Source organism: Falsiroseomonas sp., assembly GCF_030695085.1.
Classification (GTDB): Bacteria; Pseudomonadota; Alphaproteobacteria; order Acetobacterales; family Acetobacteraceae; genus Falsiroseomonas.
Genome location: NZ_JAUYTS010000082.1, coordinates 1 through 21,122 on the forward strand (window position 1 = coordinate 1; position 21,122 = coordinate 21,122).

General features: G+C 72.8%; 17 protein-coding genes and 1 pseudogene. 9 read left to right on the plus strand and 9 right to left on the minus strand.

Annotation, left to right across the window (positions count from 1 at the left end; all coding sequences use genetic code 11):
* Together Q8S40_RS09890 and Q8S40_RS09895 are read left to right on the plus strand one after the other, a co-directional pair.
* Nucleotides 1-683 (plus strand): annotated as a pseudogene (locus Q8S40_RS09890) (MFS transporter); the annotation flags it as partial.
* 15 nt (nt 684-698) lie between these two features.
* The gene (locus Q8S40_RS09895) at nt 699-2,081 is read left to right on the plus strand and encodes an amidohydrolase family protein (RefSeq protein ID WP_305670244.1); all 1,383 of its coding nucleotides are present in this window, start codon (nt 699-701) and stop codon (nt 2,079-2,081) included.
* Here the strand turns inward: Q8S40_RS09895 and mdoH are convergent.
* From mdoH to Q8S40_RS09910, 3 genes are read right to left on the minus strand one after another with little or no spacing between them, the layout of a single operon-like run.
* Complete coding sequence (gene mdoH / locus Q8S40_RS09900; RefSeq protein ID WP_305670256.1) at nt 2,078-3,817, minus strand: glucans biosynthesis glucosyltransferase MdoH; 1,740 nt, start codon at nt 3,815-3,817, stop codon at nt 2,078-2,080. The two genes, Q8S40_RS09895 and mdoH, sit on opposite strands and share 4 nt — an antisense overlap.
* A gap of 32 nt (nt 3,818-3,849) precedes the next feature.
* Complete coding sequence (locus tag Q8S40_RS09905) at nt 3,850-4,638, minus strand: hypothetical protein (RefSeq protein WP_305670245.1); 789 nt, start codon at nt 4,636-4,638, stop codon at nt 3,850-3,852.
* Nucleotides 4,635-5,057: an ABA4-like family protein gene (locus Q8S40_RS09910; RefSeq protein ID WP_305670246.1), complete on the minus strand. Its 423-nt coding sequence runs from the start codon at nt 5,055-5,057 to the stop codon at nt 4,635-4,637. The genes Q8S40_RS09905 and Q8S40_RS09910 overlap by 4 nt, the downstream gene beginning before the upstream one ends.
* An 88-nt stretch (nt 5,058-5,145) precedes the next feature.
* Here Q8S40_RS09910 and Q8S40_RS09915 point away from each other — a divergent pair, with 88 nt between their 5' ends.
* The 4 genes from Q8S40_RS09915 (at nt 5,146) to Q8S40_RS09930 (ending at nt 10,425) form a co-directional block, all read left to right on the plus strand.
* Nucleotides 5,146-5,766: a TetR/AcrR family transcriptional regulator gene (locus Q8S40_RS09915; RefSeq protein WP_305670247.1), complete on the plus strand. Its 621-nt coding sequence runs from the start codon at nt 5,146-5,148 to the stop codon at nt 5,764-5,766.
* A gap of 95 nt (nt 5,767-5,861) precedes the next feature.
* A complete protein-coding gene (locus tag Q8S40_RS09920; RefSeq protein ID WP_305670248.1) occupies nt 5,862-8,282 on the plus strand; it encodes a membrane-bound PQQ-dependent dehydrogenase, glucose/quinate/shikimate family in 2,421 nt (806 codons plus the stop codon).
* 89 nt (nt 8,283-8,371) lie between these two features.
* Nucleotides 8,372-9,568, plus strand: a complete 1,197-nt coding sequence (locus Q8S40_RS09925; RefSeq protein ID WP_305670249.1) for a hypothetical protein — start codon at nt 8,372-8,374, stop codon at nt 9,566-9,568.
* Nucleotides 9,565-10,425 carry a hypothetical protein gene (locus Q8S40_RS09930; RefSeq protein WP_304815253.1) on the plus strand — a complete coding sequence of 287 codons (861 nt, stop codon included), beginning with the start codon at nt 9,565-9,567 and terminating at the stop codon, nt 10,423-10,425. The genes Q8S40_RS09925 and Q8S40_RS09930 overlap by 4 nt, the downstream gene beginning before the upstream one ends.
* 9 nt (nt 10,426-10,434) lie before the next feature.
* On the opposite strand, the gene Q8S40_RS09935 is transcribed toward Q8S40_RS09930, so the two are convergent.
* Nucleotides 10,435-15,636: a filamentous hemagglutinin N-terminal domain-containing protein gene (locus Q8S40_RS09935; protein ID WP_305670250.1), complete on the minus strand. Its 5,202-nt coding sequence runs from the start codon at nt 15,634-15,636 to the stop codon at nt 10,435-10,437.
* A gap of 142 nt (nt 15,637-15,778) precedes the next feature.
* On the opposite strand from Q8S40_RS09935, the gene Q8S40_RS09940 reads away from it, so the two are divergent.
* The 3 genes from Q8S40_RS09940 (at nt 15,779) to Q8S40_RS09950 (ending at nt 18,905) form a co-directional block, all read left to right on the plus strand.
* Nucleotides 15,779-16,450, plus strand: coding sequence for a nitroreductase (locus Q8S40_RS09940; protein ID WP_305670251.1), 672 nt, complete (start codon nt 15,779-15,781; stop codon nt 16,448-16,450).
* Nucleotides 16,447-17,712, plus strand: a complete 1,266-nt coding sequence (locus Q8S40_RS09945) for an MFS transporter (protein ID WP_305670252.1) — start codon at nt 16,447-16,449, stop codon at nt 17,710-17,712. The genes Q8S40_RS09940 and Q8S40_RS09945 overlap by 4 nt, the downstream gene beginning before the upstream one ends.
* A gap of 152 nt (nt 17,713-17,864) precedes the next feature.
* On the plus strand, nt 17,865-18,905 hold the full coding sequence (locus tag Q8S40_RS09950) for an amino acid ABC transporter substrate-binding protein (RefSeq protein ID WP_305670253.1): 1,041 nt from the start codon (nt 17,865-17,867) through the stop codon (nt 18,903-18,905).
* A 21-nt stretch (nt 18,906-18,926) separates the two neighbouring features.
* Here the strand turns inward: Q8S40_RS09950 and Q8S40_RS09955 are convergent, their stop codons facing one another.
* The 5 genes from Q8S40_RS09955 to Q8S40_RS09970 form a co-directional block, all read right to left on the minus strand.
* Nucleotides 18,927-19,319: a DoxX family protein gene (locus Q8S40_RS09955; RefSeq protein WP_304808353.1), complete on the minus strand. Its 393-nt coding sequence runs from the start codon at nt 19,317-19,319 to the stop codon at nt 18,927-18,929.
* A gap of 85 nt (nt 19,320-19,404) precedes the next feature.
* The gene (locus Q8S40_RS09960; RefSeq protein ID WP_305670254.1) at nt 19,405-19,986 is read right to left on the minus strand and encodes a nitrile hydratase subunit alpha; all 582 of its coding nucleotides are present in this window, start codon (nt 19,984-19,986) and stop codon (nt 19,405-19,407) included.
* Complete coding sequence (locus tag Q8S40_RS25180; RefSeq protein WP_370690696.1) at nt 19,986-20,285, minus strand: SH3-like domain-containing protein; 300 nt, start codon at nt 20,283-20,285, stop codon at nt 19,986-19,988. The genes Q8S40_RS09960 and Q8S40_RS25180 overlap by 1 nt, the downstream gene beginning before the upstream one ends.
* Nucleotides 20,282-20,581: a nitrile hydratase gene (locus Q8S40_RS25185; RefSeq protein WP_370690697.1), complete on the minus strand. Its 300-nt coding sequence runs from the start codon at nt 20,579-20,581 to the stop codon at nt 20,282-20,284. The genes Q8S40_RS25180 and Q8S40_RS25185 overlap by 4 nt, the downstream gene beginning before the upstream one ends.
* Nucleotides 20,582-20,590: 9 nt before the next feature.
* Nucleotides 20,591-21,122 (minus strand): SH3 domain-containing protein (locus Q8S40_RS09970; protein ID WP_305670255.1); only part of this gene is annotated, 532 nt, incomplete at its 5' end.

Consider the following 21,122-nt stretch of genomic DNA (forward strand, 5'->3'; position numbering starts at 1 on the left):
TGGTGGGGCTGGTGCGGCTTGGCCCGCGCCATGCCCCGGCGCCGCCCTTCCGGCCCGCCGCGGCGCTCGGGCTGTTCCGCAACCGGGGCACGCGGCTCGCGACGCTCGGCTATCTCGGGCACATGTGGGAGCTGTATGCGATGTGGGCCTGGATCGGCCTGTATTTCGCCGCCAGCTTCGCCGCCTGGCGCGGCACCGGTGGGCCGGTGGCCAGCGAGGCGGCGCTGGCCACCTTCGCCGTCATCGCCGTGGGCGCGGTGGGCTCCGTCGCGGCCGGGCTGGCCGCGGACCGTATCGGGCGGGTGCGGGTGACGGTGGCCGCCATGGCCGTCTCCGGCGCCTGCTGCCTGCTGGCCGGGCCGGTCTTCGGGCTGCATCCGGCGCTGGTGATGCTGCTCGGCCTGGTCTGGGGTGTCGCCGTGGTGGCGGATTCGGCGCAGTTCTCTGCCAGCGTGGCGGAACTGGCGGAGCCGGGGCTGACCGGTACCATGCTGACGGTGCAGACCAGCCTGGGCTTCGCACTGACCCTGGTGACGATCCACCTGATGCCGCCCATGGTGCACGCCCTGGGCTGGGGCGGCGCCTTCGCCGTGCTGGCGCTGGGGCCGGCCTTGGGGTGCCTGGCCATGCTGCGCCTCGGCCGCAGCGCCGATGCGGCGCGGCTGGCGGGCGGAAGGGGATAGGGGAGAACCGCGACCATGACGCTGCTGATCCGCGACACCACCATCGTCACCGGCGACGAGGCCGGCACCATCCACTACGCCGCGGCGCTTGCCATCGAGGGCAATCGCATCGCCGCCATCGGCCCGGATGCGGAGCTCGCCGCGCGCTTCCCCGAAGCCGAGACGGTGGATGGCAGCGGCCGCGTCGTGTTTCCCGGCTTCGCCAATATCCACACCCATCTCGGCATGACGCTGGCGCGCGGCGTGTTCGAGGATCTCTCGCCGCCGCATAATCCGCCCTTCTGCGGCGGCCTGTCGCCGATTCCGCTGCCCAGGCTGGCGCCGGCCGAACAGGCAGTGATGTGCCAGTTGGGCGCGCTGGAGGCGATCCGCTCCGGCACCACGGCGTTGCTGGAGGATGCCTCGGGCATCGAGGATTACGCACAGCAGATGGTGGAGACCGGCCTGCGCATGGTGCTGGCGGAACGCTGCTGGGACCGGGCCGGCGCCGGCATCGGCGACCCCGCCGCCTTCCGCCGCGACGCGGCGTTGGGCCAGGCCGGGCTGGCGCGGATGGAGGCGCTGCACCGCCGCTGGCATGGCGCGGGCCGGGGCCGCATCCAGGTCGGCATCGCCGCCTGGGCGCCGGATATGTGCTCGCCCGAACTGCTGAAGGCGGTGGACGCCCTGAACCGAAAACTGGATGCGGTCTGCACCATCCACCTCAACCAGATCTGGGGCGAGGTCGCGGCGGTGCAGGCGCATCGCGGCATGCTGCCGAGCGAATACCTCGACAGCATCGGCTTCCTGAACGAGCGGCTGGTCGCCGCGCATTGCCGCTGCATGGCGCCTCTGGAGGAGAAGATCCTCGGCAGGCACAAGGTGCACGTCGCCTTCAACGCCGCCATCGCCGCGCGGCGCGGCCTCAGCCCGCGGGTGTGCGAGCTGGAACAGGCCGGCTGCAACATCGGCATGGGCACCGACAACATGGCGGAGGACATGGTGGAGGTGATGCGCACCGGCCTGTTCATGGAACGCATCCGCCGCCAGGACGGTCGCAGCCCGACGCCGGAGGAAGCGCTGCGCTGGGCAACCCGCAACGGCTACCGCGCCATGGGCGTGACGGATGGCGGCTGGCTGGCGGAGGGCAATCTGGCGGACCTGGTGATGCTACGGACCGGCCGCGCGCATCTGGCGCCCTTCCTGCGCGCGGTTGCCGTCTTCGTGCATCAGGGCCAGGCGGCGGATATCGACGATGTCATGGTCGATGGCGCCTGGGTGATGCGCGACCGCGTGGTGCTGACGATGGATGAGGCGCGCGTGGTGCGGGAGGCGGAGGAGATCGCCGGGCGGGCCTGGGCGCGGCTATTCGCCGAGAATCCCGGGATCGCGGTGCCGCCGGGGTTCCGGCCGCTTTAGTTCGAGGCGGGAACCGGGAAGCCGCCGTCCCCCCGCCGCGGCGCGGGCGCCGTCGTGCGGAGGACCGGCGCGCCCTGCGCCAGCTCCTCCGGCGTCGCGGCGATGCCGCGGGCGCGCAGCCATGCCGACAGGCGCGGATCGGCGGTGAACACGCAGAGCGGCACGGCCAGGATCAGCCCCGCCGTGACGGGCAGCGCCAGCGCCAGGGCGGACCAGGACAGGCTGGCGAAGGCCGCGGTCAGCAGCAGGCCGATGACGGTATGCGGCCACAGCATCCGCGTCGCATCGCCCCAGGTCACGCCGCGATCGGCGCGGTTCTGCGGCAGCCAGCCGGGGCGGGCGCCGAAGGGCAGCAGCGCCAGGAACATCGCCTTGTTGAGGTTCGACAGCGGCTCGAAAAGCTGCATGAAGACCAGCTCCGCCAGCGCGCCGCGGGCGAAGGCGGCGCGGCCGCCATAGGTCTCGGCCAGGCGGGGTTGCAGCAGCACCTGGGCATAGCCCGCCAGCTTCGGCGCGAAGTAGCACAGCCCATGCGCCAGGATGGCCAGCGCCAGCAGCCCCATCGGCGTGCCCGCGCCGCCGCCGGTCAGCCCATTCGCCGCGGCGAGGATCAGCGCCAGCACGTAGAGTGGCGCGCCGAGGAACAGCAGGATCGCCTGCGCCAGTTGCAGCCGCCCGAGCCAGGTCATGCCGGGCACCCGGAACAGATGCACATACTGCATGTTGCCGGCGCCCCAGCGTTCGTCGCGGCGCAGGAATTCCGGCAGGGCTGGCGGATTGGCCTCCAGGCTGCCCTCCTCGGCCGGCAGGCAGCGCACCGCCCAGCCGGCGGATTGCAGCCGCACGGATTCCACCATGTCGTGGCTCAGGATGCGGCTGCCATCGGGCAGCGGCTCCAGCTTCGCGTGGTCGCGGAAGGGGGCGACGCGCAGGATCGCGTTGTGGCCCCAATAGGGGCCGGCATCCATCTGCCACCAGGCCTGGCCGGTGGCCCAGGCGCGCATGCCGGCGCGCATGCCGAACTGGAACAGGCGCGGGAAGGCGGCCGTCGCCGGGCGGCCAACGATCAGCTGCTGCACGATGCCGAGGCGCGGGTCGGCCTCCATCACCGCCACCAGGCGCAGCACGGCGGCCGGCGTCATCACGCTGTCGGCGTCCAACGTCAGGAAGAACGTCTCCTCCGTCAGGTGGTGGTCCAGCGCGTCCATCACGTTGCCGGCCTTGTAGCCGGTGTTTTCCGCGCGGCGGCGGTAGCGGGCGGTGGGGTGGGCCGCAAGGAAGGGGCGGATCGCCGCTTCCTCCGCCGCCACGGCCTCCGGGTCCTGGGTGTCGGAAAGCAGCCAGAGGCGAAAGCGGTCGGCAGCGCCGTGCTGGTCCAGCCCCTGCAACAGCGTGGTCAGCGGCGGCAGCACTGCCTCCATCGGCTCATTCCGCAGGCAGACCAGCAGGGCGGTGATGGAGTTTGGCGGGCCCGGTTTGGCGCGGGCCAGGGCGGGCAGCACGGCGGCGGCGGGGTCCGGCGCGCGCAGCAGGATCACCAGGCCCACCAGCGCATTGGCCGCGGACAGCGCCGCCCAGGGCGTGGTCAGCCCGATGCAGGCCAGGATCGCCCATTCCAGCGCGCTGATGCCGCCGGGCAGCAGCGCCCGCAGCAGCAGCACCAGAAGCAAGCTTGCGATCGCCGCGACCAGCAGGGCGAAGAGGGCGCGGCGGAGCAGGGGCGATTCGGCGGGCATTGCTGACACGGTGCCGTCCGATGATGGCACCCTTACGGCGAAAGCGGCACGCCCGCCTGCGCCAGGCGCAGCGCCGCCAGCGAAAGCCCGGCCCAGGCCGCCGTCACAACACCCACGGGCCAGGCGGAGGCGCGGGTCAGCAGCCAGAAGCCGGGCACCACCTGCATGGCGTGGATGGCCAGGAAATGCGCCACCCGCAGATCGCCGCCATCGCGTGACCAGTAGAAGGGCGGCAAGCCCGGCGTGAAGCTGCCGCCGATGACGGGACCACCGATGATCGGGCCACCGGCGCCGCCGATGGCGAAGCCGGTGACGCCGCCGAGCACGCCCGCCACCACCAGGCCCAGCCCCAACGCCAGCCGCCAGCCACGGGGCTGCGCCGCATCGCCACGGACCAACACCAGCAGTCCGAGCAGCGCCGCCAGCGCCACCAGCACCGTGGCCCCCAACCCCATCAGGGAGAACATGATCTGCCCGAAGGGGTCGGCCGCGAAATGGCTCGGCAGGCCCGCCGCCGCGCGGAAGGTGATCCAGCCCTGTTCGAAACCCGCCGCCGCCAGCGTGCCCCACAGCACCAGCCCGGCCAGCCCCCCGCGCCGCGCCGCTGGCGCCAGCACGCCCCAGGCCCAGGCGAGGGTCCAGAACCAGGGGATGAAGGAGGCGGCGAATTTCGCCGGCTTGATCCAGACCGAGCCGCCGTAGATCTGGCGCGGGTCCACCGCCATGGCGGCCAGGCTGCCCAGCAGGCAGCCCAGCGCCACCCAGCCGGCCCAGGCCAGCAGGTTCTGCCGACGGTGCAGTTCCGTGATGAGGGCCCTCATCGCCGCAACGCCCCGGTGGTGAACCGCAGCCCGAGGAACAGCAGAAGCCCCGCCGGCCCGGCCAGCAATGTGGGCGGCAGGCACAGGCGCAGCGCCCAGGGGTTCACCCCCTCCGCCGTGCCGCGCCGGCAGATCCAGGCGCCAAGGAACAGGTCGAAGGCCAGGTAGTGCACCCAGCCGGCCAGCAGCAGGCCCGGGTTGCGGAACAGCGCGGCGACCTCCGCGAGCGACCCGAAGCCACCTTCCGCCTGGCCCCAATGCGTGGCCAGCAGCACGGTGTAGAGCGCGGCCAGCAGGGCCGGGATGGCCAGGCCGGCCAGCAGCCAGTTCGCCCAGCGCCGCCCGGGCGCGACCAGCAAGGCGAGCCAGCCCGCCATGGCGATGGCGCCGGCGGCGGAGAAGACGGTTTCGAGGGGCATGGCGGCGGCCTTAAACTTGACGGTGGTCAGTTTTTCGCAAGGCGATCTGACCATTGTCAAGTTCATTCGCGAGGGGCAGACTCCCGCCATGTCCGTCACCCCGAAAACCCGCGGCCGCCACCACCATGGCGATCTGCGCCGCGCCCTGCTGGATGCGGTGGCGGAGATCGTCGAGGAAAGCGGGCCGGAGGCGGTTTCCCTGCGCGAATGCGCCCGCCGCGCCGGCGTCTCCCATTCCGCCGCGACGCCGCATTTCGGCGACAAGCGGGGGCTGATGACCGCCTTCGCGACGGAAAAGGCGCAGCGCCTGCGCGGTGCCATGGAAGCCGCGCTGGCCGCGCTGCCGGAGGATGCCAGCCCGGCCGAGCGGCTGGCCGCGACCGGTCGTGGCTACATGGCCTTCGCCCGCGAGAATCCGGCGCATTTCCGCCTGATGTTCCGCACCGACCTGATCGACCCCGAGGACCCGGCCTGGAACGACGCCTCGCGCCAGTCCCGGGCGCCGCTGGACGCGGCCATGCGGGCGGTTGCGCCCGGCGCGGATGACCGCGCGCTGCGCGCCCGGCTGACGCTCGCCTGGGCCGGGGTGCACGGCTTCTGCACATTGCGGGCGGAGGCGCCGCGCAGCGAGCTGTGGCACCCGGAGCCGCGCGGGGCGGAGGTGGCGGAAGACCTGCTCGCGCTGCTGGTCGGCGCCTGCCGGCCCTGAGGGCGGGAAACCTTCGCCGCCTGTGACGTTGGCGATGGAACCGGTCCGGAGCCGCCAACATGCCCCAATCCAGCCCTCTTCTGCTGCCCCGCCTGATGGCGGCGCTCATTTTGCTGCTCGGCCTGGGCCTGGCGGGGGGCGGCGCCTGGCTGGTGCTGCTTGGTGGGTCCTGGTTCTACCTGCTGGCGGGCCTCGCCCTGCTGGCCTGCGGCGTGCTGCTGTGGCGTGGGCAGGACGCCGCGCTGGTGATCTTCGCCCTGCTGCTGGTGGGCACGCTGGGCTGGGCGATCTGGGAAGTCGGCATGGATTGGTGGGCGCTGGCGCCGCGCGGCGGCCTGCTGGCGGTGCTGGGGCTGCTGCTGCTGATGCCCTGGATCACCCGTCCTCTCGGGACCACCCCGCTGCGGGGCGCCGGCGCGGCGCTTAGCCTCGCGCTGCTGGCGGCGCTGGTCACCGCGCCGCTGGCGATGCTGCGCGACCCGCATGACATCACGGGCGCGCTGCCGGGGCCGCGCATCGCCATCGCATCGGATGCCGTGTCGGATGCCGTGCCGGATGGCGAATGGCATGCCTATGGCCGCACCGGATTCGGCCAGCGCTTCTCGCCGCTGGACCAGATCACGCCGGCCAATGTGGCGCGGCTGGAAGTGGCCTGGCAGTACCGCACCGGCGATGTGCGCGGCCAGCCCGGGGAGCCGGAGGAGACCACCTTCCAGGTCACGCCACTGAAGATCGGCAACCGCCTGTATCTCTGCACGCCGCACCAGGCGGTGATTGCGCTGGATGCCACGACCGGCGCCGAGATCTGGCGCTACCGGCCCGACATCCTGGGTGGATTGGCCTTGCAGCACCTGACCTGCCGTGGCCTCGGCTGGCTGCCGGCGGTGGACGCCGCGGCGGCACCGCCGACGCCGCTGAACCAGGACCGCGTGGCGCGGGCGCGCGCCGCCGTGCCCGGCCTGCCCATCGCCACCGAGGGCGCGACGACGGTGGAATGCGGCGCGCGGCTGTTCATGCCGACCGCCGATGGCCGCGTCATCGCGCTGGATACCGAAACCGGCGCGGTGTGCAGCAATTTCGGTGACGGCACCGGGCAGATCAACCTGTGGGCCAACATGCCCAACGTCCGGCCGGGCGGCTATTATTCGACCTCGCCCCCCGTGGTCGCCAATGGCGTGTTGGTGATCGGCGGCACCGTGCTCGACAACGTCTCCACCACCGAGCAGTCCGGCGTGATCCGCGGCTACGACGCGCGCAGCGGCGCGCTGCTGTGGAACTGGGATTCCGGCGCGCCGGAGACCACGGCGCCGATCGCGCCGGAGGCCTTCTACACCGCCAATTCGCCCAATGCCTGGTCGATCCTCAGCGTCGATGCGGCGCTCGGCCTGGTCTATGTGCCGCTCGGCAACGAGCCGCCGGACCAGTTCGGCGGCAATCGCAGTGAGAATGTGGAGCGCTTTTCCTCCGCCGTGGTGGCGCTGGACCTGGCCGATGGCGGCCTGCGCTGGGTGTTCCAGACCGTGCACCACGATCTGTGGGATTACGACGTGCCGTCGCAGCCCACGCTCATCGACCTCACAATCAATGGCCAGACCGTGCCGGCCCTGGTGCAGCCCAGCAAGCAGGGCGACCTGTATGTGTTGGACCGCCGCACCGGGGAGGCGATCCTGCCGATCCGCGAAGTGCCCGTGCCGCAGGGCGCGGTGGAGGGTGACTTCACGGCGCCGACGCAACCCGTCTCCGCCCTCAGCTTCAACCCGCCGACGCTGGAGGGACGGTCGATGTGGGGGGCCACGTTGCTCGACCAGCTTGCCTGCCGCATCCAGCTGCGGCGGCTGCGCTACGAAGGCCGCTACACGCCGCCCTCGCTCGAAGGCTCCATCATCCATCCCGGCAATTTCGGCGTCTTCAACTGGGGCGGCATCGCGGTGGATCCGGAGCGGCAGATCGCCTTCACCACCCCCGCCTCCCTCGCCTTCGTCTCCCGCCTGATTCCCCGCGCGGACAGCACCTCGCTCTACGTGCAGGGTGACAGCCCGCCGGAGGGCGCCCTGCCGCCGCTGAACGAGAATTTCGGCGCGCCCTATGCGGTGGAGATGTACCCCTTCCTGTCGCCGATCGGCCTGCCCTGCCAGCAGCCGCCCTGGGGTTCCGTCGCCGGCGCCGATCTCACCACCGGCCAAATCGTCTGGCGCCACCGCAACGGCACCGTCCGCGACCTGTCGCCCATCCCGCTGCCCTTCCGCATGGGCGTGCCGAGCCTCGGCGGGCCGCTGCTGACCCGCGGCGGGGTCGCCTTCCTGTCCGGCACCGTGGATGACTACGTGCGCGGCTATGACGTGACCACCGGCGCGCAGCTCTGGGAATCCCGCCTGCCGGCCGGCGGCCAGGCGACGCCGATGACCTATACCGGCGCGGATGGCCGGCAGTATCTGCTGGTGGTGGCCGGCGGTCATGGCTCGCTCGGCACCCGGGCCGGCGACCATGTCATCGCCTATGCGCTGCCGGGGGGATGAGGATCGAAACAGCCTGAAGCCGGCCTGCCCTTGCACGTGGCCCCGCGCCTCCGCATTCTCCGGCCTTCTCGTACAGGGATCACATGGGCATGCGCGGTCTTCGGGCCTGGCCGTTGGCTGGGGTGTTGCTTCTTGCGCTCGGCCCGGCGCGCCCGGCCGAGGCGCAGCAGGCCGCGACGACCCGCCAGGTGACGGTGCAGAACGAGACCGACCTGAAGCTGGACCAGCTGTACCTTTCGCCGCCCGCCGCGGCGGATCGCGGCGCGAACCGGCTGGGCGACGCGGCGCTGGCGCCTGGCGGCAATTTCCGCATCAGGCTCAGCCGAGACGCCGGCTGCACCTTCGACGTGGTGGCGGTCTGGCAGGATGGGCAGGAAGAAAGCCGCAGCGCGGTGAATATCTGCCGCACCCCGCGCCTGGTCTTCGGCGACCCGGCGACGCCGCGGCGCGACGCGGCCATCACCAATCGCGCGGAGGTGGCGCTGCGCGAGCTCTACGCCAGCCCCAACGGCCTGGAGGGCTGGGGCGTCAATCGCCTCGGCGACCAGCCGATCGCGGCCGGCGGCAGCTTCACGCTCCGCCTCCGCACCCGTGAGTGCGTCTTCGACCTGCGCGCCGTCTATGCCGATGCGCGGGAGGAGGTGCGCAGCCGCCATGACCTCTGTGCCGAACGCGCCGTCGCCTTCGACCGCAGCACCCTGCCGCCCCCGGTGGTCCATACGCTGGTGCTGGTGAACCAGCATCTGGAGACGGTGCAGGAGGTCTATGTCTCGGCCAGCATGGATGCCGATTGGGGGCCGGACCGCCTCGCCGACCCGCTGCCGGTGGGGGAGGAGGCGATGGTGACGCTGGAGGCTGCCTGCCAGGCCGATATCCGCATCGTCTTCCCCAATGGCGGCGCGGAGGAACGGCGGGAGCTGGACCTCTGCACCACGCCGCGCATCCTGCTCGCGCCGGGCTGGGTGCTGGGGGCAGAACCGGTGGTCGCCGCGACCGGCGGGATGGACCCGGCGCCGGCCGATCCGGATGCCACCGAGGCGCCGCTGCTGAAGCTCCGCAACGCCGGCACGCTGCCGATCATCGAGATCTACGCCGCCCCGGCGGGCGAGCCGCGCGGCGTCGACCGGCTCGGCGCCGATGTGCTGGGGGTGGGGGAAAGCCTGGAGTTGGAAGCCCCCGATGGCGATGCCTGCATCGCCGACCTGGTGGTGCTGTTCCGCGATGGGCGGGAGGTGACGCGCCCCGGGGTGAATCTGTGCCAGGGCGAGGAGATCGAGATCCGATGAGCCGCTTCCGCACCTGGCTCCGGCCACTGGCCGCCGCACTGCTGCTGGCCTCGGCGGCCCAGGCCGAGACGCAACCCACCCCGGCGGCCGTGCCCGAGGCGCTGCGCGGCGCCTGGTTCACCGGCGCCTGCGCCGATCCGGAGGCGATGCTGCTGCTGACCGCCCGCGCCGCCGCGCGGCTGGAGGCGCAGGAACCCGCCCGCTTGTACCGCTTCCGCCAGATCCGCGTGCAGGAGGGCTGGACCATCGGCACCGCCGGCGGCGCCGAGGCACCGCGGCTGATGCTGCGTCCCACCGCGCAGGGGCTGGAGACCGCGGAGCCGGAGGCCAAGCTGCGGGAGGATCGCCTGCCGGGAGACAGCGTCGTCGCCCCCTGGCATCGCTGCCCGGCGCCGCCCGTGGCGCTCGCCGCGGTGCATGGCGAGGGCGCCGCCTTCCTGGCGGCGCTGGAACATCTGGAGGAAGGCTGCGGCAGCGGCACGCCGGGCGCCTGCGCCGCCGCCATCGTCGCGCAGGCCGATGTCAGCGGCGATGGCCGGCTCTCCGTGGCCGAACTCGCCCGGCTGCTGCGCGGGGCCGCCTGGGTCGTCGCGGTGCAGGAAGGTGCGACGCAGGATGGCGTCGCGGCCGCGGTGGGGGCGGGCGGGCTGGCCGGCATCCTCGCCGCCCGGCTGCTGATGGAAAGCCTGGATTACGATGGCGATGGCCGGATCTCGGCGGCGGAGCTGGCACAGGACCGTGTCGGCTTCGCCACCGCGCCCGGGACGGCGGCCGGACGCCCGTTGCGGATGGACGGCGTGACCGAAGGCGCCGGCATGCTGCGCGGGCTGTTGGAGGGGCTGGCCGACTGGCGCTGAGGCGGCCGGCTACTCCTCCTCCTCCTCGCGCCGGGGGGGCGCCAGCACGGTCGGCACGCCATGGCGCAGATCCCATTCGGCCAGGCGCGGCGCCGCATCGGCCGCGGCCAGCGCCACCACGGGCGCCGCGATGCCGGGCGGCACCACCACCACGGGCGGCTCAACCACCGGCGGCTCAACCACCGGCGGCTGCACCACGGGCGGCTGCACCACGACCGGGGGCATGATCGGCGGCTCCACCAGGGGGGGATCGATGACCGGGGGCGGGTCCACGATCGGCGGCGCGCCGCTGCAGGTGGCCGCCGCCATGACGCAGTTGTTGAACAGGTAGCCGGAGACGCCCGCCGGCACGGCGACCAGCTGTGCCGCGGCTTCCCCGCCCACCCCGCCCAGCGTGCCGAGGATGAAGGCCGACCCGCCCTGGCCGAGCACGCCGAGCCGCCCGGCATCCAGCACGCCGAGCACCGCGGCACCGTCCAGCAGCAGGAAGACCGGCGCATCCCCGGCCGCGAGGCTGAACACCGCCGCACCGGCCGGCGCCGCCCGCACCGGGCCGAAGCTGGCGAGCTGGGTCGCCTGCTGGGACGGTGCCAGGCCGGGCAGATCCGCCGCCAGCCCCGCCGGCAGCGCCGCCAGCCCGGCGGCGCGGCTGTCCAGGATCAGCACCGGCAGCAGCGCGGCATCGCGCGCCAGAAGCCGGCTGCCGGCGCCGGCCGTGAAGCCCTGCGGGCTGGCCAGCAGCACGCCGCGATCCGCCTCCAGCACCGCACCATCCAGCCGGATCGCCCCGGCGGCGCGCAGCACCACATCGGCGCCGCTGGCGGTGCCGGTCAGCGCCATGTCTCCCGCGGCGAGCAGGCCGAGCGTGCCCTGCGCGCGGGCGCCCAGCAGCAGCGGCACCGCATTGCCGGCACCCTCCAGCGCAATCGCGCCGCTGGCGGCCAGGCGCAGGCCGCCGCTGCCGATGCCCAGCCCGGCCCCCTCCGCCGCCTGGGTGATGTCCCCGGCCAGCGCCGCCAGCGTTGCACCGCCGGCCTGCACCGGGGCGGCGAAATGCAGCGTGGGGGCGGAGAGCGACAGGGCGCCCAGCACATCCAGCGCCTCCGCCGCCGCCAGGGCCTGACTGCTGGCGAGCGTCAGCGCGCCCATCTGGCCGCCGATGCGGCTGATGGCGTGGGTCTCGCCGAAGATCGCCGCACCCGGCGTGTCCAGCCGCAGCAGCCCGGCGGCGAGCGTGGCGCCGGGGCTGTCCAGGATGCCGGTCTCAGCCCGGAGGTAGATGGTGCCGGCCGTGATCGGCGCGGCCAGCCGCAGCGGCGCGCCACCCTCCTGCGCCAGGGCGAAGCCACCCGAGGCGGCGCCGGCGCCGAGTGCGGCCACCCGGTTGCCCTGCCCATCCAGCAGCACCTGCCCGGCCATGGCGCGGGCGGAAAGCATCGTCGCGGAAAGCCCGGCGCCACGCAGCGTCTGGGTGATGTCGCCTTCCGTCGCCTCCAACTGCGCGGAGCCGGCGGCGACCGGGGCGAGCAGGCCGAGCGAGGTGGCGGACAGGCTCAGCGCGCCCGGCGCAGTCAGCGTATCCGTCACCTCCAGCGCGCCCTCGACCGCCAGCGCCAGGCTGCCGGTGCGGCCGCCCACGGCCTGGATGGCATGGCCGGGGCCGTCCAGCCGCACCGGGCCATCCGTCTCCAGCCGCAGCGCCGCGCCGCGCAGCGCGCCGCCATCCACATCGGTCAGGCCGCTTTCGGTGCGGAAGGCGAGGTTGGGGGCGGCGATCGGCCCGGTGAGGCGCAGCGCCAACGGGCCTTCCTGCGCCACGGCGAAATCCCCCGCCGCGCCGCTGGCGCCGAGCGCCGCGAAGCTGTTGCCGGTGCCCTGCAAGGTGACGCTGCCGAAGATCGACCGCACCAGCAGCACCGGCGCCGCCAGCCCGGCGCCGGTTGCCGCCTGGCCGATAGTGTCGAAGGCGAGCAGGGACAGGGTGCCCCCGGCGGAGACCTGCCCCTGCAGCGCCAGCCCGCCGCCAGTGGCCAGCAGGAAATCGCCCGTGGCCTGGCTGGCGCCGAGCGCCGCGAAGGCATTGCCGGGTTCCGTCAGCACCACCTGGCTGCCGCGGGCGCGTAGCTGCGCGGCGGAAAGCCGGGCGCCGAGGGTCTGGGTCAGGCTGCCGCCAGCCGCCAGATCCAGCACGCCATTCGTCGCCAGCGATTCGGTCAGCAGCAGGTCGCCATCGGTCCGCAGCGCGAAGCCGCCCGGGGCGGTGACGGCGCCGGTCTCGCCGATGCTGTTGCTGGCGGCGGCCAGCGCCACGCTGCCGCCGGCCGCAATGTCCAGCCGTGGCGCGACCACCCCGGCGGCCGCCGCGGAATCCTGCCTGAAGCTGCCGCCGAATTGCAGGGCGAGGCGGGCGGCCTGCAGCCCCGCCACCGGGTCCGGCGCCGAATCGCCGCTGCCGCGAAAGGCGAAATCGCCCAGCGCGCGGCCGCCGAGCAGGCTGGCGGCATTGCTGGCTTCGGCCAGGCGCACCTGCCCGCCCGGCGCTTCCGCCAGCAGCCGCGTGGTGGTGACGGCGGCGGTGCTGGTCTGCGCGATATCGCCGGAGCTTGCCCGCAGCGTGGCGCTGCCCGCGGAAACCGGCGCCCCCAGCGACAGGGAAGCCGCCTCCAGCGTCAGCGCGCCGCCGACGCCGAGCGCGCCCTGCACCGCCAGCGCATCGCCCACCGCCAGTCGGAAATCCCCGCTGGCGCCGCTGGCGCCGAGCACGCCGAAGCGGTGCCCGCCACCCTCCACCACCACGCTGCCGCCGCGGATCGCCAGCCCGCCCGTCAGCAGCGCCGATCCCGCCCGGGCCTGCAAGGCGCCGCCCGCCGCCAGCGTCACCTCCGGCGCCGTCACGCTGTCCAGCACCGTCAGCGCGCCGGAGGTGGCGAGATGGAAGGCGCCGTCGCTGCGGATCGCCCCCAGCGTGGCGACGGCATTGGAGGGATCGGACAGCGCCACGGCGCCGCCGGCATCCAGCGTCAGGCGCAGCGTGGTCAGCCGGCTGCCCTGGTCCTGCGTCAGCCCGCCACCGAGGCGCAAAGTCACCTCCGGCGCGCTCAGCGGTGCGGATAGCATCAGCGCGCCGGTGGTGGCGAGGCTCAGCGCGTCGCCGGCCTGGCCGTAGAGTTCGGCGATCTGGTTCTGCGTGCCATCGAGCCGCACCGCACCTTCCGGCACCAGCACCTGCAAGGTCTCCGCCACCAGGCGGGAGGTGCCGGACTGGATCAGATCGCCCTGTTCGAGCGTGAGGGACAGCAGCCCGGCGCTGACATTGCCCACCACCTCCAGCGCCGTGTCATTCACCAGGGACAGGCCGCGCGGGGCGAAGGCATCGCCGAGCTGCGTGACGCGGTTGCCCACGCCCTGCAGCCGCACCTCGCCCAGCGCCGAATCCACCCGCAGCAGCCCGGCGGACAGCGCGGCACCGCTGTGCTGCTGGGTGGTGCCGCGCAGGGCGAACAGGTCCAACCCGCCACTGGCCGAGACCGGAGCGAACAGGCTGAGGCTCTGCGGCGTGGACAGCGCGATATCGGCGGCCGCCAGCGGGCCATCGACCGACATGTCGAGCAGGCTGTTCACGTCGAAGCGCGTCGCCGCGCTGCCGCCGGCAATGGCGCGGATCTGGTTGGCGGCGGCGTTCAGCCGCACCGCGCCGCCGCTGCTATGCGCCTCCAGCGTGCCGACATTCAGCGTGGCGCCGGTCGCCGCCTGGATGATGTCCGCGGCCGAGCGCAGGATCAGGTCGCCGGTCACGGTCAGGGCGCGCAGGATCTCGATGCCCTGGCCGGGGGCGGCGGTGGGGTTGGTGGTCTCCAGCGTCAGCGGGCCGAAATCCTTGAACACCGGGGTCTCGACGCGGATGGTCTGCTCCGCCTGCAGGGTCAGCGCGCCGGTGACGGCGGCGATGGTGGCGGCGGTGATCTCGGCGGGTTCGGTGGCACCGGACAGGGTTTCCACCACGCGCAGCGTCAACGGGTCCACCAGCACCTGGGCCGCGTCCAGCAGCCCGTCCAGCGCGAGGGCGTTGCGCGAGGAGACCTCGATGGTGCCGCCCTGCGCCCGGATGGCGCCGCGCATTTCCGTGCGTTCCGCGGCATGGACGATGACCTGGCCGCCGGGCGCATCGATGCGGGCGCCGCGGTCCACCACCGTGCGGGCGGCGAGGCGGGAAGGGGCGCCGATGCGGCTCTCCGCCCCGGCGCCGAGCGTGACGCGCCCGCCAGGCGCGCTGATGCGGGAGGTGGCGGTGGCGTGGACGGTGCCGCTGGCGGTGGCCTCGATCACCTGGCCGGCCAGCGCGCCATCGATCCGCACGCCGCCCCCCTGCGCCCGCAGCGCGACCTGCGCGGCGCTGGTGCTGCCGCCGGATTGCACCAGGGTCTCCAGCACGCCGGAGGCGGCCTGGGCGGTCAGCAGCACGCTGCCGCCCTCGGCCTCGATGCTGCCTGTCTGCGTCACCAGCGCGGTGGCGCCGGAGGGGGCTGTGGCCACCTGGCGCGTCACATCCAGCGACAGCAGGCCATCGCCGGCGAGGTCCAGCGTGAAGGCCTCCCCCCCCGCCAGCGCGACGCGGCCGAGGCGCGCGCGGATCGTGCCGGAATTGGCCACCTGGGGGCCGACCAACGCGGCGAGGCCCTGCTGCGCCACGGTGATGCTGCCGCGATTCTCGACGCGGGCGCCGGGGCGCGGCGCGCCATCGAACACCATCCGCCCCTGCTGGAAATTCTGGTTGGTGATGTCGGAGGTCGTGGCGATCAGCGCCGCCACATCCACCTGCGCGCCCTGGTGGAACAGCACCCCCGCCGGATTGACCAGCGCCACCCCGCCATTCGAGGTGACGCGCCCCGCGATGGCGGAAGGATCGCCGCCGGTGACCCGGTTCAGCGACCAGGAAGTGGCGGCGGGCTGGCGGATATCGACCTGGTGGTTGGCGCCGACATCGAAGCGCTGCCATTCGATCACCGCGCGATCGCTGCCCTGCTGCACCTGGGTGCGGCTGGCCGTCTGGCTGATGCTCGCCTGGCCGGCGACGACGCTGCCGCCACTGGGGCGCGCATCGGCCGCCTGGGCGTTGGCGAGCCCCGGCGCGGTCAGGCCCGCCGCGGTCAGGCCCGCCGTAGTCAGGCCCGGGAGGGCGAGGGCGGCGAGAAGGAAGGGGGGGCGGCGCATGGCGGCCGCATCCTGCGTCAGAGGTTACTCAATCGGAAAGCGAATATTTCACCCACCATGCACGCGACTCACCCACCCCTGGCGAATTGCCTGCGACCCGCGCAGAGGACAGGATGCAGGGCAACGGAGGACGCGACAGACCATGGATGTGTTCGAGGCCCTGGCCACGCGCCGCAGCCTGCGCGGCTTCCGGCCGGACCCGGTGCCGCGCGAAATGCTGGAGCGCATCCTGGCCGCCGCCGCCCGCGCGCCCTCCGGCTCCAACATCCAGCCCTGGCGTGTGCGGGTGACGCAGGGGGCGGAAAAGGCGCGGCTGACGGCGGAGGTCCACGCCGCCAACGCCGCCGGCATCGAGGCAGTGCGGGAGTATCACTACTACCCGCGCAATTGGCGCGAGCCCTATCTGGCCCGGCGCCGCAAGGTGGGCTTCGGGCTGTATGAGATGGTCGGCGTGGCGCGCGGCGATGCGGCGGGGGCGGCGGCGCAGCGCGCCCGGAACTTCGATTTCTTCGGCGCCCCGATCGGCCTGTTCTTCACCATCGACCGCGACCTGGAGCAGGGGTCGTGGCTGGATTTCGGCATGTTCCTGCAATCCATCATGCTCGCCGCGCGCGGCCTCGGCCTCGATACCTGCCCGCAGGCCGCCTGGTGCGACCGGCATGATGTGGTGCGCCGGGTGCTGGCACTGCCGGAGGAGCAGGTGCTGGTCTGCGGCATGTCGCTCGGCTTCGCCGACCCGGACGAACCGGCCAACCGGCTGGTGACGGAGCGCGCGCCATTGGCGGATTTCGTCACCTTCGGACCCGAGGCATGAAGCCCGATCCGGCGGAGGCGGTGCTGGATAGCCGGCAGAGCTGGATTCGGCTGGCGGCCATCGTCGGCCTCGCCACGCTGGGCGGCGCCGGCATGTGGTCCGTGGTGGTGGTGCTGCCCTATGTGCAGGCGGAATTCGGCGCGACCCGGGCCGAGGCCGCGCTGCCCTACACGCTGACCATGATCGGCTTCGCCACCGGCGGCATCCTGATGGGACGGCTGGCGGACCGCTTCGGCATCATGGTGCCGGTGCTGTTCGGCACGGTGATGCTGGCCGGCGGCTATGTGCTGGCGGCGATGGCGCCCACCCTGCTGGCCTTCGCGCTGGCGCAGGGTGTGCTGATCGGGGCGCTGGGGTCCTCGGCCGCCTTCGGGCCGCTGATGGCCGATGCATCCCTGTGGTTCCGGCGGCGGCGCGGCATCGCGGTGGCGCTGGCGGCCTCGGGCAACTACCTGGCCGGCACGGTCTGGCCGCCCATCCTGCAAGCGCTGATCGTGGCGCAGGGCTGGCGGATGGCGCATGTGCTGGTGGGCATCGGCCTGCTGGTCACCATGCTGCCGCTGGCCCTGCTGCTGCGCGCCCGCGCGCCCGCGCTGCGCGTGGCGCCGCTGGTGGCCGGCGCGCCGCCGCCCGCCACGGCGCGGCCATTGGGGATGAGCCCGAACAGCCTGACCGCACTGCTGTGCATCGCCGGCATCGGCTGCTGCGTCGCCATGGCGATGCCGCAGGTGCATATCGTCGCCTATTGCGGCGACCTCGGCTACGGCGTAGCGCGGGGGACGGAGATGCTGTCCCTGATGCTGGCCTGCGGCATCGTCTCCCGCATCGTGTCCGGCCTGATCGCGGACCGGATCGGCGGGCTGGCAACGCTGCTGCTGGGCTCCATGCTGCAGGCGGTGGCGCTGGCCTTCTACCTGTTCTTCGACAGCCTGGTGTCGCTGTACCTGATCTCCGCCATGTTCGGCCTGTTCCAGGGCGGCATCGTGCCGAGCTACGCCGTGATCGTGCGGGAGTATTTCCCGGCGCGGCAGGCCGGCACGCGGGTTGGCATCGTGCTGATGTCGACCCTGCTCGGCATGGCGCTCGGCGGCTGGCTTTCGGGGGTGGTGTTCGACTGGACCGGCACCTACGCCATGGCCTTCCTGAATGGCATGGTCTGGAACGGCATGAATGTGGCGATCGTCGCCTGGCTGCTGTGGCGGGCGCGGCGACACCTCACCGGCCCGGTTGGCCGGCTGGGGCAGATCCGGAGTCCTGCATAGGCCACGTTGCCCAGGGTGCCGGCGCATCCCCATCCACTGCGCCAGGCATCAGCCTAGTTAACCGGCCGAATAGCGTTTAGGTAAAACATCATTACTTCAATGCGTATTGCCGCTCCGGCGCATCTGCGCCGGAGGCTGGGAGAATGACCGCCATGCCGAAGCCATCCCTGCTTGCCTCGCTCGCCGCGGCCGCGCTTTGCCTGGCTTCCGCGGGTGCGGTGGCCCAGCCGGCCGGGCCGTCGCCCACCTTGAACCAGGTGCGTCAGCGGGGCGCCCTTGCCTGTGGCGTCAACACCACCACGCCGGGCTTCACCACGGTGGACAGCCGCGGCACCTATCGCGGGATCGTCGCCGATCTCTGCCGCGGGCTGGCGGCCGCTGTCCTCGGCGATGCCGAGAAGGTGCGCTTCGTGCCGCTGTCCTTCGCCACGCGCTTCACCGCCCTGAGCAGCGGTGAGGTCGATGTGCTGTTCCTGACCAGCACGCAGACCACCCTGCGCGATACGACGCTCGGCCTGCGCTACGTCACGCCCTATTTCTACGACGGCCACGCCTTCATGGCGCGCCGGGATGCGAATGTCGCCAAGGTGGAGGAGCTTGCGGGCGCGACCATCTGCCTCAATCCCGGCACGACGAATGAGCAGATCACCGCCGAGTTCTTCCGCAGTAAGGGCCTGGCCTTCACGCCGCTTCTGTTGGAGCAGAATGAGCAGGTGCGCTCGGCGCTGGCCACCGGCCGCTGCGATGCCTTCGGCTTCGATGCCGCGGGCCTCGCCGCCATGCGCTCATCCCTGCCCAACCCCGGCGACTGGGTGGTGCTGCCGGAGCGTTTCTCGAAGGAGCCCTATGGCGCCTATGTCCGGCGCGGCGACGACAGCTGGTTCGAGATCACGCGCTGGTACACCTTCGCGCTGATCGAGGCGGAGGAAAGCGGCATCACCGCCGCCAATGCCGCGGAGCTCCGCCAGACCTCGCAGGACCCGAACATCCGCCGCCTGCTCGGCGCGGTGCCGGAGATCGGCCAGGCGCTGCGGCTCGATCCCGCCTGGGCGCTGAATGCGATCCGCGCCATCGGCAATTACGGCGAGATCTATGATCGCCATCTGGGCCCGGCCACGCCGCTCGCCATGCCGCGCGCGCAGAATGATATCTGGTCACGCGGCGGCCTGCTCTACGCGCCGCCGTTCCGTTGACAGCCGAAGCCTGGATGCAGGCTACGCCGCGCGGCGGCTTGCATCCACGCTCCACGGCCCGGCGCCGGCCGCGGCGAAATACAGGAAGACGAAGCAGTACAGGATCGCCGCGTCGCCACCATTGTTCACCGGGAAGAAATCCCGCGGCGCATGGGCGATGAAATAGGCGAACGCCATGGTGCCGGAGGCAAGGAAGGCAGCCGGGCGGGTGAACAGGCCGATGGTGATCAGGATGCCGGTGACGATCTCGATCACGCCGGCGAACCAGCCGAGGGACATCATCGCCGGCGAACCGCCACCCGCCGGGAAGCCGAGCAGCTTCTGCGTGCCATGGGCCAGGAACAGCAGCCCCGCCATGATCCGCAGGACGGAGAGCAGCTGCGGCGCATAGGGGGCGAAGCGCGTTGTCGGCATTGTTTACGATCCCGTTGTGAGTTCGTGCTGCAACGCACGCGCCACCAGAACGGTGGCAACCCACACGCAGCCGTGATCGCCGGGATCAGGCGGTGGGCAGGCGGGTGCCGACCAGCACATCCCGCGTCACCAGCGCGGCCAGCCGCGCCTCATCCCAGCCCGCGGTGCCCTCGGGGCGCGTGGGCAGGACCATCCAGCGGTAATCGGCGGTGCTGTCCACCACGCGGATTTGCGTCGCTTCCGGCAGGGTGGTGCCCCATTCGGCCAGCACGCCGCGCGGGTCCCGCACCGCCCGCGCGCGGTAGGCGGCGGATTTGTACCAATGCGGCGGGTAGCCGAGCACGGCGCGCGGATAGCAGGAACACAGGGTGCAGACGACCAGGTGATGCAGCCCCGGCGCATCCGCCAGCACGCCGAGCGGCGGGGCGCCGACCATGGAAATCCCCATCGCCTCCGCCGCCGCGCTGCCATCCTTCAGCATCAGCGCGTGGTAGCCCGCATCGGTCCAGGCGCGGGCCACCATGGCGGCGCCGATGCGCGGGCTGGCGCGGTCGGTGCGGGCGATCTGCTCCGCGATCTGGTCCTCGGTCACGAGGCCGGCGGCGGCCAGCGCCGCGGTGAAGCGCGCCAGCAGCGCCACGTTTTCGGGGTGCGGGGCGTGCGCCATCAGGCGGCGGGCTCCAGCCAATGCTCGTACAGCTCGACCAGCACCGTGTCCCCGGCTTCTCCCTCGTTCCAGATGCCCTTCTGGTCGAACCGCACATGGTACAGCGGGATGGTCGCGGCGGGACGGGCGAAGGCCAGATCCTCCGGGTTGCGGAAGGCGCCGAGCGGGCGTTCCACCACGCCTTCGCGGCCCCGCAGGTAATGCGGCGTGCGGATGTGGCAGGGGCCGCGGGTTTCCGGGTAGTCCGCCTTCACGCGGATGCGGGTACCCGGGGTGAAATGGGCGGTGTAGCTGGTCATGGCCGCAGATCCTCCGCCTTGACCACGCCCTTCTCCAGCATCAGTCCGGAGATCGAGCGCAGCCAGCGTTCGTAGTAGCCGAGCGCGTGGTATTCGGCCTCCGGGATCGCCTCCACCCCGCGGCGCAGTTCATCCACCGTCATCAGCCCGCGCTGGGCGAGCAGTTGGCGCAGCGCGTCCACGCGCTTGCCGAAGGCGTCCGGCGGGGCTTCGTCATCCGGCTCCACCGGGGTGCAGCGGAAGCGGGCGGCGCCGCCGATATCGTGCGTGGCGGGGTTGGGGGCATCTTCGGGCATGGCGGGAGCCTATTTGATCTCCTCCTCGAGTCCCACACCCCAAAGCTCCGTCCGGCGCAGGAATCCGCGATGGGTGGCGACCTGCACCTCGCACCAGGGGGCGCCGGCATCGCAGGCGCGGATGCGGGCGATGACGCCGGGGTGGATGCGGGCGACGGCCGCGGCGGCTTCCTCCGCCCGGCGGCGCAGCGTGGCCTCCGGCGTGGCGGCGGGGCGCACCAGTACGGTGCGGCGGCCGGCGAGGGTGGAGGAATGCACCCAGCCCTCCGCCCCGTCCGCATCGCGGATGCGCCGCCAGAGCTGGAATTCACCAATGATCTGCACCGGCAGGTCGCGGCGCTGGAAGGTCCACTCGATCGGGTAGCTGGTGGAAGGCCCGACCCGCATATTCACCTCGTCGGAGCGCAGCGAGGCGAAGCGCGGCAGCGGCAGGCCGGTGACGGAGCCGGTGCTGGGCAGGGCGGGCGGTGACGTCGGGCGGCCCGGCTCCGGCGGGCGAGCGGCGGCCGCGGCCGCGGCGGCGGCTGCAGCGGCGGCTGCG

Excerpts from the sequence above, each read along its gene's own strand:
- Q8S40_RS09895 (WP_305670244.1), top strand. The coding sequence starts at position 699 with ATGACGCTGCTGATCCGCGACACCACCATCGTCACCGGCGACGAGGCC.
- mdoH (WP_305670256.1), bottom strand. The coding sequence starts at position 3,817 with ATGCCCGCCGAATCGCCCCTGCTCCGCCGCGCCCTCTTCGCCCTGCTG.
- Q8S40_RS09905 (WP_305670245.1), bottom strand. The coding sequence starts at position 4,638 with ATGAGGGCCCTCATCACGGAACTGCACCGTCGGCAGAACCTGCTGGCC.
- Q8S40_RS09910 (WP_305670246.1), bottom strand. The coding sequence starts at position 5,057 with ATGCCCCTCGAAACCGTCTTCTCCGCCGCCGGCGCCATCGCCATGGCG.
- Q8S40_RS09915 (WP_305670247.1), top strand. The coding sequence starts at position 5,146 with ATGTCCGTCACCCCGAAAACCCGCGGCCGCCACCACCATGGCGATCTG.
- Q8S40_RS09920 (WP_305670248.1), top strand. The coding sequence starts at position 5,862 with ATGGCGGCGCTCATTTTGCTGCTCGGCCTGGGCCTGGCGGGGGGCGGC.
- Q8S40_RS09925 (WP_305670249.1), top strand. The coding sequence starts at position 8,372 with ATGCGCGGTCTTCGGGCCTGGCCGTTGGCTGGGGTGTTGCTTCTTGCG.
- Q8S40_RS09930 (WP_304815253.1), top strand. The coding sequence starts at position 9,565 with ATGAGCCGCTTCCGCACCTGGCTCCGGCCACTGGCCGCCGCACTGCTG.
- Q8S40_RS09935 (WP_305670250.1), bottom strand. The coding sequence starts at position 15,636 with ATGCGCCGCCCCCCCTTCCTTCTCGCCGCCCTCGCCCTCCCGGGCCTG.
- Q8S40_RS09940 (WP_305670251.1), top strand. The coding sequence starts at position 15,779 with ATGGATGTGTTCGAGGCCCTGGCCACGCGCCGCAGCCTGCGCGGCTTC.
- Q8S40_RS09945 (WP_305670252.1), top strand. The coding sequence starts at position 16,447 with ATGAAGCCCGATCCGGCGGAGGCGGTGCTGGATAGCCGGCAGAGCTGG.
- Q8S40_RS09950 (WP_305670253.1), top strand. The coding sequence starts at position 17,865 with ATGCCGAAGCCATCCCTGCTTGCCTCGCTCGCCGCGGCCGCGCTTTGC.
- Q8S40_RS09955 (WP_304808353.1), bottom strand. The coding sequence starts at position 19,319 with ATGCCGACAACGCGCTTCGCCCCCTATGCGCCGCAGCTGCTCTCCGTC.
- Q8S40_RS09960 (WP_305670254.1), bottom strand. The coding sequence starts at position 19,986 with ATGGCGCACGCCCCGCACCCCGAAAACGTGGCGCTGCTGGCGCGCTTC.
- Q8S40_RS25180 (WP_370690696.1), bottom strand. The coding sequence starts at position 20,285 with ATGACCAGCTACACCGCCCATTTCACCCCGGGTACCCGCATCCGCGTG.
- Q8S40_RS25185 (WP_370690697.1), bottom strand. The coding sequence starts at position 20,581 with ATGCCCGAAGATGCCCCCAACCCCGCCACGCACGATATCGGCGGCGCC.